This is a genomic window from Streptomyces carpinensis (assembly GCF_002154505.1).
Classification (GTDB): domain Bacteria; phylum Actinomycetota; class Actinomycetes; order Streptomycetales; family Streptomycetaceae; genus Streptomyces; species Streptomyces carpinensis.
The window spans coordinates 1-11,217 of record NZ_MUBM01000620.1 but is presented as its reverse complement, the minus strand read 5'-3'; the positions used below and the strand labels follow the sequence as shown (position 1 = coordinate 11,217).

General features: G+C 71.1%; 12 protein-coding genes and 2 pseudogenes. 10 read left to right on the top strand and 4 right to left on the bottom strand.

Going from position 1 to position 11,217, the window contains the following annotated elements; translation table 11 throughout:
- The first annotated feature begins 207 nt into the window (after positions 1-207).
- The 4 genes from BZY54_RS47150 to BZY54_RS54315 all read left to right on the top strand — a co-directional run bounded on the left by BZY54_RS47150 (position 208) and on the right by BZY54_RS54315 (position 3,038).
- Complete coding sequence (locus tag BZY54_RS47150) at positions 208-810, top strand: sigma-70 family RNA polymerase sigma factor (protein ID WP_086731446.1); 603 nt, start codon at positions 208-210, stop codon at positions 808-810.
- A gap of 25 nt (positions 811-835) precedes the next feature.
- Positions 836-1,630: an anti-sigma factor family protein gene (locus BZY54_RS47145; RefSeq protein ID WP_086731445.1), complete on the top strand. Its 795-nt coding sequence runs from the start codon at positions 836-838 to the stop codon at positions 1,628-1,630.
- A gap of 185 nt (positions 1,631-1,815) precedes the next feature.
- Entirely contained in the window at positions 1,816-2,346 is a 531-nt protein-coding gene (locus BZY54_RS47140) for an ATP-binding protein (RefSeq protein ID WP_244217693.1), read from the top strand.
- Positions 2,343-3,038 carry a hypothetical protein gene (locus tag BZY54_RS54315; protein ID WP_244217692.1) on the top strand — a complete coding sequence of 232 codons (696 nt, stop codon included), beginning with the start codon at positions 2,343-2,345 and terminating at the stop codon, positions 3,036-3,038. Before BZY54_RS47140 ends, BZY54_RS54315 begins: the two co-directional genes overlap by 4 nt.
- Before the next feature lie 102 nt (positions 3,039-3,140).
- On the opposite strand, the gene BZY54_RS47130 is transcribed toward BZY54_RS54315, so the two are convergent.
- Together BZY54_RS47130 and BZY54_RS47125 are read right to left on the bottom strand one after the other, a co-directional pair.
- Positions 3,141-3,683 carry a hypothetical protein gene (locus BZY54_RS47130; RefSeq protein ID WP_244217691.1) on the bottom strand — a complete coding sequence of 181 codons (543 nt, stop codon included), beginning with the start codon at positions 3,681-3,683 and terminating at the stop codon, positions 3,141-3,143.
- Between the two features lie 337 nt (positions 3,684-4,020).
- Positions 4,021-5,433, bottom strand: a complete 1,413-nt coding sequence (locus tag BZY54_RS47125; RefSeq protein ID WP_086731444.1) for a DHA2 family efflux MFS transporter permease subunit — start codon at positions 5,431-5,433, stop codon at positions 4,021-4,023.
- Between the two features lie 153 nt (positions 5,434-5,586).
- On the opposite strand from BZY54_RS47125, the gene BZY54_RS47120 reads away from it, so the two are divergent.
- The 5 genes from BZY54_RS47120 to BZY54_RS47100 all read left to right on the top strand — a co-directional run bounded on the left by BZY54_RS47120 (position 5,587) and on the right by BZY54_RS47100 (position 9,015).
- Complete coding sequence (locus BZY54_RS47120) at positions 5,587-6,018, top strand: MarR family winged helix-turn-helix transcriptional regulator (RefSeq protein WP_086731443.1); 432 nt, start codon at positions 5,587-5,589, stop codon at positions 6,016-6,018.
- A gap of 97 nt (positions 6,019-6,115) precedes the next feature.
- Positions 6,116-7,123: a bile acid:sodium symporter family protein gene (locus tag BZY54_RS47115; protein ID WP_086731447.1), complete on the top strand. Its 1,008-nt coding sequence runs from the start codon at positions 6,116-6,118 to the stop codon at positions 7,121-7,123.
- A 229-nt stretch (positions 7,124-7,352) separates the two neighbouring features.
- Positions 7,353-7,802, top strand: coding sequence for an SRPBCC domain-containing protein (locus BZY54_RS47110; protein WP_086731442.1), 450 nt, complete (start codon positions 7,353-7,355; stop codon positions 7,800-7,802).
- Positions 7,799-8,146, top strand: a complete 348-nt coding sequence (locus tag BZY54_RS47105; RefSeq protein ID WP_086731441.1) for an ArsR/SmtB family transcription factor — start codon at positions 7,799-7,801, stop codon at positions 8,144-8,146. Before BZY54_RS47110 ends, BZY54_RS47105 begins: the two co-directional genes overlap by 4 nt.
- A gap of 101 nt (positions 8,147-8,247) precedes the next feature.
- Positions 8,248-9,015: a DUF899 domain-containing protein gene (locus BZY54_RS47100; protein ID WP_086731440.1), complete on the top strand. Its 768-nt coding sequence runs from the start codon at positions 8,248-8,250 to the stop codon at positions 9,013-9,015.
- Positions 9,016-9,228: 213 nt separating this feature from the next.
- Here BZY54_RS47100 and BZY54_RS47095 read toward each other — a convergent pair.
- Positions 9,229-9,812: pseudogene (locus tag BZY54_RS47095) on the bottom strand (sensor histidine kinase); the annotation flags it as partial.
- Positions 9,813-9,835: 23 nt separating this feature from the next.
- On the opposite strand from BZY54_RS47095, the pseudogene BZY54_RS47090 reads away from it, so the two are divergent.
- A pseudogene (locus BZY54_RS47090) lies at positions 9,836-10,177 on the top strand (GntT/GntP/DsdX family permease); the annotation flags it as partial.
- Positions 10,178-10,301: 124 nt separating this feature from the next.
- Here the strand turns inward: BZY54_RS47090 and BZY54_RS47085 are convergent.
- Positions 10,302-11,217 (bottom strand): ATP-binding SpoIIE family protein phosphatase (locus BZY54_RS47085; RefSeq protein ID WP_158104031.1); only part of this gene is annotated, 916 nt, incomplete at its 5' end.

Here is an 11,217-nt window from a genome sequence, read left to right as displayed (position 1 = left end):
GGGGGGAGGGGGTGTGGAATGTCGTGTTTATTGGCCCTTGTCTGCCTTCACGGGTGGCAGGTGCCGTGCGGTTCGGTGGATGCGCACCTTTTGTGAGACTTCTTTGTGATCTCGTCGACCTGCCAGGGGTCGTACAGCCCGCAGCGCCACCGGCTCCGCGCCATGCGTTGCGGGGCAAAAGCAGGACATATGTGTGATGATCGGCATATGCCCTGGAGTTCCAGAAAACGTGGGCCAACGGCCGATCCGGATCGCTCCGCGCGCCGTGTCTCTGATAAAGGGACCGTTTCGACCGCCGACGAGGAACTGCTTCGCACTCTGTACGCCGAGCACGCGGGACCCCTGTTCCACTACGTGCTGCGCCTGACCTCAGGAGACCGGCAATGGGCCGAGGATGTCGTGCAGGAGACGCTGCTGCGGGCGTGGCAGCACCCCGCCGCGTTCGACCCCGCACGCGGCCCGGCCCGGGCATGGCTGTGCACGGTCGCCCGGCACCTGGTCATCGACGCCCACCGGGCCCGGCAGGCCAGGCCGGCCGAGGCCGACGGCGAGGCCTTTCAGCGGGCCGCCGAGCAGACGCCGGGCGAGGACCAGATCGAGCAGGCCTTGCAGAGCTGGGCGGTGGCCGACGCGGTCCGGACGCTCTCCCCGGACCACCGCGCCGTGCTGCTGGAGACGTACTACCGGGGCCGGACCATGGCACAGGCCGCGGCTGTGCTGGGCATTCCGCTGGGCACCGTGAAGTCGCGGACGTACTACGCCCTGCAGGCCCTGCGGCTGGCACTGCAGGAACGGGGCATCGAGCCATGAACGCGCACGGCAGGAGGTGTGGACCATGAACGAGAACGCGGATCACGAAGGCCTCCGGCTGGCGCTGGGAGGGTATGTGCTGGGCGCGCTGCCCCCCGCGGAGATGGAACAGGTGCGCGCCCACGTCGCGGCGTGCGACGAGTGCCGCGCGGAGCACGCAAGGCTGGCAGGACTTCCCGCACTGCTCTCGACGGTCACCGCGGCCGAAGTCGCGGGCCAGGCGGTGCCCACGCCCGGTGACGAGCTGGCCGACCGGCTGGTGGCGAGGGCGGCGGAGAGCATGCGGCCTTCCCCGGCCGCACGGCCCGACGAGCCTGCGAAGGAGCAGGCGCCCGAGGCGGGGATGCTCGACAGGATGCTCCAGCAGGCCGCGGCCCGGCGCCGCAGGACCTGGCGGATGCAACTGGCGGGGGCCGCCGCATCCTTGACGTTCATCGCGGCGGCGGCCGGCGGCACCTGGCTGGCCGCCAGCGGAAGCCTGGGTACCGAGGCGACGCCGCCCGCACCGACCACGTCGGCTCCTGTCCGCACCTTCTCCGGAACCGATCCCGTCACCGGGGTCTCCGCGTCGGTGAAGGTCTCCGCCGCCGCCTGGGGCAGCGTGCTGCAGGTCTCCGCCAAGGGGGCGCCCGCCGGAATCACCTGCCGTCTGCAGGCCGTCGGGCCCGGCGGGACCCGTGTCGACGGCGCGACCTGGCGGGCGGGCGAGTACCCGACCGGCACCATGATCCCAGGGGCGGTCGCCATGTCCCCGGCCGCCATCGGGCACTTCGAGATCGTCGCGGGCAACGGTCAGAAGCTGGTCACGATCCGGGCCTGAGGCGGCCCGGCACCCGCCGGGCGGCTCTCCGGCGCACCCCTGGCGCACCCATTGGTGGGCGCGGTCGACTGCTTGCGACGCGGCCCGCGCACAGGCTGTCCGCCGGCATGGACACCCACTCCGAGAAATCCGACAAAAGCCGCGAACTAGTCGAACCATTCGGCGTCCGCCGCTCGTGAAACTCAATGAGCGCACACCTGCAGATCCTCGAACAGCAAGCGCCCCTCGTCGTCCTCGGCGGCCCCACGCTCCGGCCTCCGCACTTTGCACAGAAGAGCCAGAAGACCATGTTCGTGACCGATTCCCCTCAGACGAACGCACCGCTCGGGCGGCCCTGGCGTCACCAGGCACTGCTGACCCTGCCCGCGCACGAGGCGCATGTCTCCGCCGCTCGTCACTTCGCCGCAGACCTGCTGGACTGCTGGAGCGTTCCCGGCAGCGAGCGGGACTCCGCCGTCCTCATCGTCGACGAACTCGCCGCCAATGCCGCCCAGTACGGCCGAGAGTCCATGACGCTGCTGCTGGCCCTCGACCAGGACACCCTGCACATCGTGGTCACCGACTCCGGAACTGCCGTGCAGCACCGCCGACATGACGTCGCCCCGGACGAACACGGCCGTGGCACCGGCATCGTCGAGTGCCTCGCGCAGTCGACCGAGGTTCGTCAGACGCGCAGCGGCCGCGAGGTCCGCGCCCACCTGCGGTGCCCGGCATGACCGCCCCCGGCCATGAGTGCGAGCCGCGGTCGTACGCCCGGCCCGGCACCCCGGCAGCGCAGTGGCGACGGGCCACCGGAAGCGGCCGCGACGCCGGCCAGTGGCGCTTCGAGGCGCACATCCCCTGCCCCACGCACGGCTGTCCCGGCCCGGCTCGTGTGCCGGTGCGGTCTCCGGCGGACCTGCCGGCCGTCTACGACGACGGCACCCACCACGACACGGTGCGGTGCGAGGGCTGTGGCGCCGGCACCGGGCGGACCGACGGCCGTATGAGCGCGGACGTCGACCCCCACACCGGCGACGGATTCGACGCCCCGCCCCCGTCCCAGGCGTACGCGAACGCTCCGTGCCTGCGCCGAGAGATGCACGAGGTGCTGGCGCTCGGTGCCGAACGCGACGGCCGCCAGGCCAGGGGTGTCACCGGCCCGCCCGTCGATTCGGCGGCCGCGGAGCGCGCCCGTCTGCTGCGCCGGGCCGCTCTCATGGACCGGATGGCGCTGGAGGCCCCCGGAACCGGCGCGGTCGGCGCCGCGATACGGACCGCCGAAGAGCTCGTGCTGTACGACCGCCGCCACCCCGAACTGATGGCCGGTCCCCACCGCCCCGACTCGATCGCGTTCGACCTCGGCCGCCGCCCCTACGTCCGCCAGGAGTACGCGGCCTGGAGCGCCGCCGGACTCCCAGGCGTCTGAACCGATCCAGCCCGCCCCCAGCGGGCTTGACGTGCCGGCCCACCGGCACAGCGGAACCCCGGCCCGATTACGGCGGGCCGGGGCTCTGCGTCGTGGGCCTGTTCACACATCGTAGTCGTCGTAGTCGCCGTAGTCGTGGTCGTCGACCACCCGGAAGCTGCCCACCACGCCGTCCTTGACGACCACGGCCCTGGTGGTCCCCGGTGTGATGCCGTTGGCGGAGCTGCGGGGCCCGACGGTGGCGACGGGGGCACCGTTGTCGCAGGTGACGCCGCGGAAGACCTCGACGGTCCGGCGGCTGTCGTTGCGGACGTTCAGGCTCGTGGAGCCCAGGCCGCTGACCACGGTGATGCAGCCACCCGGGTGGGCGGAGTAGGACCGCTCGTTGATGTGGATCCAGCCCTCCTCGAAGTGGTGGTGGCGGTTGCCTCCGTGGTTGCCCTCGTTGCCCTCGTTGCCCTTGCTCGCGCTGCCGTTCCCGGTGTCGCCGCCGGAGGGCACCTGGACGGGAGCGGGCACCTGCCGGACGGTGGGGGCTACCAGGGACGATGCTACGGCGGCCGAGGCGTAGGTGATGCCGGTAGAGGCCAGAGCCGAGGCAGCCGCAACGGCGGCAGTGATCGCATGCGAACGGTTCAGGATCATGGCGCTGCTTCTCCTTCTCAGGGAGGGGTCGGTTCGGCAGCCGATGTGTGTTGAACGTACTAATGCCACTAAGAGCTGTCATATCGAATAAATCGGAAGCGGTATCGCCGGAGGGCCGATCGGGGTATCCGGGGCGTCCCGTGCACCGCTCCCGCGGATAGGCCGGGTGACAAAGAGCCATGTCAGATCGGCGTATTGACGCACAATTAGGCCCTAGGGGTGAATCTTCCTGACGCCTAGTCACTCATGGAGCAGCGGCAAACTGACGACCCGTGAGGCGGGTCGCTGCTTGACAAGGTCCCCACGCCTGACGCCGCATCACTTCGCGTTCCGCGTGCTACCTGTCGATCCGTTCGCGTCGGCGTCGGAGGAACGCCGACCGGCCCACGGTGGCCGTCCCGCTGCCGGCGGCTGCGCGCGCGGGTCCGTCGGGGAGTGTGAAGGCGAAGACCGCGACCGCTGCGGCGAGCGCGGCGAGCACGAGGTAGGCGTCCTGGTAGGCGGCGACGGGCGGGTCGGCGGCAGCCGTCGGCGGTGTGCCCAGCACGAGGGCCGTGGTCACCGCCGCCGGCGCGAGCGCGCCACCGGTCTGGCGTACGACGGTGTTCAGGGTGGAGGCGTGGGCCAGGTCCCGCCGGTCGACCGTGGCCAGCGAGGCCACTGTCGTAGGCATGAAGAAGCTGCCCATGGCGACGCCGAGGAGGAACATGTAGCCGCGGAAGGTCCACAGACCGGTGTGCGCGTCGCAGGTGGCGAAGAGCAGCAGCACCGCGCACACGCCGACCATGCCGCAGCCGACGATGACGCGGGGGCCGACCCTGGCGTACAGCACGCCGACGACCTGGACCGTCAGCAGGACGCCGAAGGCCTCGGGGAAGGTGGTGAGGCCGGACTCCAGAGCGGTGCGGTTCTGTGCCTGCTGCAGGAACAACGGGCCGATGTACATGGCGCCGAGGATGGGCACCAGACCGACCAGATTGATCAGGTTGGTGTCCCTGAAGAGCCGGTCCCCGAACAGACGGAGCTTCAGCAGCGGTCGGCGCACCCTCAGTTCGACGACGACGGCCGCGGCCAGCAGCCCCGTGCCGAGCACCAGCGAGGTGATGACGGCGGTTGACGACCAGCCGCGGTTGGGGCCCTCGCAGATGCCGAACATCACGGTGCCCAGCGCACCCGCGCTCAGCAGCAGGCCGGGCAGGTCGAAGCGGCCGGGCCGGCTGCCGCGGTGCCCGGCCAGGAATATCGCTCCGAACAGTGCGGCCGGCAGGCCCACCGGGAGATTGACGTAGAAGACCCAGCGCCAGGTCAGGTGATCCACCAGCAGCCCGCCGAGCACGGGGGCGACGGCCGGGGCGATCTGCTGGGGAATGATCATGTAACGGGAGATGCGCACCTGCTCCGAGGAGCTGAAGGTGGCGAACAACAGGGCGGCCGAGGCGGGGAACAGCACACCGGCCGACAGTCCCTGCAGCGCGCGGTAGGCGACGAGTTGGCCGAGGGTGGCAGCCGTGCCGCACAGCAGCGAGGCGGTGAGGAACCCGACCAGGGCGGTCAGCAGGACACGTTTGCCGCCGAAGCGCTCGACGAGCCAGGCCGATGCGGGGATGGCCATGGCCAGCGAGACCGGGTAGATCACGACCACCCCGTCCAGGGCCGCCGTCGTCAGCTGGAACTGCCGGGCGATGGAGGGCAGCGCCACAGTGGTGATCGCACCGTCGACGATCGCGATGAAGGTCACGGAGACGCACATCACGGGGACGACGAGCCGCTGACTGAGACGGGAGGGGGAATTGGAGAAAACGGAGAAAACAGACAGCGCGAAGCGACGTGGAGGCACATGCTGAGCATACACACTATGTGTCTGCTCATAGAATGGGTTTCGCGGTGAGAGAGAGGAAGCGCCATGGCGGTCCACGGCAGCAGCGACATCGTGGTCGACGAGCTCTACGAAACGACGTACCGGCTGAGGCAGTTCGTGGAGGCCCGGCTGCGCAAGGAGGGCGCGTCGGTTGCCCGGCTGCGAGCGCTGCGGATGCTGGCCCGGGCCGAACACCCCCTGCGGATGCGGGACTTGAGCGAGATGGCGGGGATCGCGGCCCGGACCACGACCACCATCGTCGACAGCCTGGAACGTGACGGCCTGGTGGAGCGGGTGCGCCACCCGCAGGACCGGCGGGCGATCCTGCTGCGGCTGACCGACGAGGGCCGGCGCTGCCACCGCGAAGCGGAGGGAATCGACCGCCTGGCACTTGCGGAGGCCACGGCGGCGCTCACCGCCGAGGACCGCGATCGTCTGCGCTCCCTGCTCGCCCTCATTCGGGAGGCCACCGTCTGACAGTCGCGGCGGTCGTCGGCGCGACTGCGGCCGAGCGCATGGCCCAGATCGCGAGACGGTGTTGCCCAGATAGATGCGTGGCATTTACATGCATCACATGCAGAGTTCCGAAGCCCCACGCACGACCACCGGCACGACCCCGAACGCGGCCGGTTCCGCCCCGGCGGACCGCGCCGCCCGCCGAGCCGTCACCGTCTTTCCCGTCCTAGTGGTTCTCGCGGGCGCGGCGGGCCTCGCTCTTCCCGGCACGTTCGCCGCGTACGGCACCGATGTGCCCTACCTCCTCGGTGTGGTCATGTTCTGCATGGGACTCACCATGTCCCTCGACGACTTCAAGGGCGTGGCCCGCCGGCCCTGGGTGGTCCTTCTCGGCCTGGCGGCCCACTACGTGATCATGCCGGGGCTCGGTTGGCTCATCGCGCACCTGCTGCACCTGTCACCCGCGCTCGCGGCCGGCGTCATCCTCGTCGGGTGCGCGCCGAGCGGCACCGCCTCCAACGTGGTCACCTACCTCGCCCGCGGCGATGTCGCGCTGTCCGTCTCCGTCGCCACCGTCTCCACCGTCCTCGCGCCCCTGCTGACCCCTCCGCTGACGCTGCTGCTCGCAGGCCAGTACCTGCCCGTCGACGCGGGGTCGATGGTGACCGACATCCTCAAGACCGTGCTGCTGCCCGTTGTCGCCGGGCTCGTGGTGCGCCTGCTCGCCGGGCGCTTGGTCGATCGGGTGCTCGGCGCCATGCCGTGGCTGTCCTCGCTCGCGATCGCCGCGATCGTCGCCGTGGTCGTCGCGGGCAGCGCGCACGCCCTGAAGTCCGCCGCCCTCACCGTCCTGCTGGCGGTCGTGATCCACAACGGCTGCGGGCTTGCCCTCGGCTACGGCTGCGGACGGCTCTCCCGTCTCGGCCGGCCCGCCTCCCGTGCGATGGCCTTCGAGGTCGGCATGCAGAACTCCGGCCTCGCCGCCTCCCTCGCGACCGCCCACTTCAGCCCGCTCGCCGCGCTGCCCGCCGCCGTCTTCTCGGTGTGGCACAACATCTCCGGTGCGCTCGTCGCCGCGTGGATGGCACGGCGGACGAACGCGCCGGCCGGCGCCGCCGGGCAGTGACGCCGCGGCCGGCCCGCACGGCTCCTCCCCGGGCGGCCGCCAGGGCCGGTGATCCGGCCGCATCGGCCGGATGAAGGCCGACCGCCGCCGCGCCGCGCGTCGGCACATCACGACCAGAGCCCAGGCGATCTGCCTCATTCCGTCGAAGTGCAACCGTCAGGTTGCGTCTAATGTCTCGTCGTGCAACTCTGGAGTTGCACATTCGACGACGGAAGTGAAGGAGCCCCTCATGAGCGAAGACCGGATCGAACGCGAAACCCTGATCGAGGCATCCCTGGAACGCGTCTGGTCACTGGTGGCCCAGCCCGGGTTCTGGGTGGCCGACAAGGCGAGCCTGCCCGGCAGCGTGGCCCGGGAAGGCGAGACGATGGTGGCGAGGAACCCCGAGTACGGAGACTTCCCGGTGCGCGTGGAGAAGATCCAGCCGCCGACCTACCTGGCCTACCGCTGGGCCAGCGCGTTCCCCGGAGAAGAGCTGCGCGAGGACAACAGCACCCTCGTGGAGTTCACGTTGACCCCGGAGGGCGGCGCGACACGGCTCCGCGTCGTGGAAAGCGGGTTCGCGACGCTCGCCGGGTCCGAGGAACTGCGCAGCAGGGCGGTGAAGGACAACACCGGTGGCTGGCCCCTGGAGCTCGACGCGCTGAAGAAGCGCGCCGAAGAACAGTCGTCCGTGTGACGGACGAACGGCGCGGCGACGGCGCGGCTGTCGACAGCGTGCTCGCCGCGCTGGCCGACCCGACACGACGACAGCTGCTCGATCTGCTCGCCGCACAGGGGGAGGCCACGGCGACGACCCTCGCCGAACGGCTCCCGGTGTCGCGCCAGGCGGTGGTCAAGCACCTCGCCGTCCTGGACGCCGCCGGACTGGTTTCCGGCAGCCGGGTCGGACGCGAGGTGCGGTACGCGGTGCGACCCGCGGCGCTGGACGCGACGGCGCGGTGGATGGCCTCGCTGGCGGCCGACTGGGATCGGCGCCTGGCGAACATCAAGCGCATCGCCGAGGCGGCGGAAGACGACTAGGGCCTCTCGTCTGGATCATGCCGGGCTCGCGAGAGGACGGCACGGAACGACAAAGGCAGGACGAACAGCGAGGACAGCAGGACGTGGAAGGGACACGGACCATGACCGCGCACAAGACCGGAACACGTCAGGAGTGGCTGGCTGCTCGGCTGGAGCTGCTGGAGGCCGAGAAGGAGCTGACCCGGCGCAGCGACGCACTGGCGCGACAGCGCCAGGAGCTGCCCTGGGTGCGCGTCGACAAGGAGTACCGCTTCGAGACCGACGAGGGTGCGGCGACCCTGGCGGATCTCTTCGAAGGGCGCTCGCAACTGATCGTCTATCACTTCATGTTCGGGCCGGACTACCGGGCGGGGTGTCCTTCCTGCTCGGCGATCGCGGACGGCTTCGACGGCTCCGTCGTCCACCTCGCGCACCACGACGTCACGCTCTGCGCGGTGTCACGGGCGCCGCTGGCGAAACTGCGGGCCTACAAGCGGCGGATGGGCTGGAGCTTCCCCTGGGCCTCCTCGTCCGGCAGCGACTTCAACCACGACTTCGGGGTGGCGCACACCAAGGAGGAGTGGGAGTCGGGAGTCGTCGAGTACAACTTCCGCACGATGGACGTACGGCCGCCGGAGACCGGCGAGGAGAGTCCCGTACTGGTCGAGATGGCGGGGACGGTCGGCACCGACTGGCCGACGTACAGGCGAGAGGGGCCCGGCGTGAGCGCGTTCGCCCTCGAGGACGGCGTCGTGTACCACACCTACTCGGCCTACGAGCGCGGGCTGGATGTCCTGTGGGGCATGTACCAGTGGCTCGACCGGGCGCCGCTCGGGCGCAACGAGACCGGCTTCTGGTGGCGCCGCCACGACGAGTACGAGAACAGGTGACACATCACGAGGCGCCGGCCGGGCGGGGAGGCGCCGAGGGCGACGATGAATCCTGTGGGGAATCGGGCCGGCGCTTGGTCCCGGACGTGACGGACGACGCTCAAGTCCACCGGCTGTAGCGCCGTTCCGGACGGCCGGCGGTGCCGTAGCGCAGGGAGACGTCGGCGTTGCCGGTGGCGTGGAAGTACCCGCACCCGCACTGTGTCCGGTCGTGGCGGCGTCGATCGCGTTGTCGACGAGGTTGCCGAGCACGGTCGCCACATCGGCGGCGTCCTCGGGGGCCGGCCGGTCGAGTGCCGTGCGGTCCGAGACGCGCGGGATCGCCTCGCGCTCGGCGGCCTGAGAGGCCTTGGCCATCAGCCGGGCGGCGACCGCGGTGTCCCGCACCCTCCGGCCGCTGGTCATGTCGAGCGACTGACGGCGCTGGTTCAACGCGCGGATGCAGCACACCACTTCCTCCTGCTCGCCGAGCCGGATCAGCCCGGAGACGGTGTGCAGCTGGTTGGCGAACTCATGGGCCTGTGCACGCAGCGGCTCCGAGGTGCTGCGGAAGGATCCGATCTCGCGTTCCAGCCGGGCGAGTTCGGTGCGGTCCCGCAGGGTGGTGACGGAACCCAGCGGCCGTTCCGTCCTTGACCACGGTCATACGGTTCATGACCAGGACCCGGCCGTGCCGGACGACCACCTCGTCCGGCCGGTCGGACGTCTCCGGCCAGGACGTCGGGCAGTCGTCCCTCGACGCCGAGCTGGGCGAGGTCGCGGCCCACGCAGTCCTCGGGCAGGTCCAGCAGCCGCCTGCGACGGTCGCCGGGCCGTCCTCGGCCTCGTCGGGGAGCCGCTCGTGGCGATGGTCGCCGGACCGCTCTTCGCCCTGGTCGTGTGGGTCGCCGGCAGCGGCCGCTCCGGTGAGGAGACCCGCGCCTCCCCGACCGACAGCCTGAAGTCCATACCTGCGATCCTCCTCGTCATCGTTGGCGGGGGAGCGTTCAAGCAGGTCCTGCAGGACTCGCATCGGCGGCGCCATCGCCTCGGCCGCCGCAGGCCTGGTGAAGGAGTCGTTCGGAATGGACCTGCCCAGGCCACCAAGACCCAGACCGTGGTCCGGACACTGGTCGGCGTGTTCGGACTCGGCATGGCTCTCCTGCTGTCCGTGTTCGCCTGACAGGTGCCACCTGCTTGCGCCGGCCGACAGCGAAGCGCGACGGGCAGCACCCACCGGCCGACCGCGGAACATACGCGTGCCGGGGGCACCCGCCGTCGGTCACCGGGCCGTACGGCGGTTCCGGTCAGGCGTCCCATTGGTCGAGGAGGACGTCGGCGAGGTCCAGGTCGGGTTCCGGGCCTGCGCCGTGGAGAGCCTGCTCGGTCCAGATGACCTTGCCCCGGGAGGTGTAGCGGGTGCCCCAGCGCTGGGCGAACCGGGCGACCAGGAACAGGCCGCGGCCGCCCTCGTCGGTGACCCGGGCCCGGCGCAGGTGCGGGGAGGTGCTGGAGCCGTCGGAGACCTCGCAGATCAGGCTTCGATCGTGCAGCAGACGCAGGTGGATGGGCTGGGCGCCGTACCGGATGGCGTTGGTGACCAGCTCGCTGACGATCAGCTCGGTGCTGAAGGCCATCAGGTTCAGGCCCCAGGCATCCAGCTGGTGGACGGCCTCGGAGCGGACGCGTGAGACGGCCGCCGGGTCGGCGGGCACCTCCCAGTCGGCGACCTGGCCGGGGTCCGTCAGCCTGGTGCGGGCGACGAGCAGGACGACGTCGTCGCTGAGGCGTTCGGGGAGCAGGGCGCCCAGGACCGCCTGGCAGGTCTCCTCCGGGGTGAGGCCGGGGCCGGAGCGGGCCAGGGCGTCTCGCAGCAGCGCCAGGCCGGTGTCCGGGTCGCGCCGGCGGTTCTCGACCAGTCCGTCCGTGAACAGGGCCAGCCGACTGCGCTCCGGCAGCTGAAGTGCGGCGGTTTCGAACGGGAGACCGCCGGCCAGCCCCAGGGGCGGCGAGGGGGATGTGTCGGGGAAGGTGACGGTGCCGTCGGGGCGGACCAGGGCAGGACCCGGGTGGCCGGCGCTGGCGACGCTGCACACCCCGGAGACAGGGTCGTAGATGGCGTACAGGCAGGTGGCCCCGGTGATGCCCACGCCCTCGTCGACGGTCCCGCCGGCGTCGGCCCGCGCGACCAGCTCGTCCAGGTGGGCGACGAGTTCGTCCAGG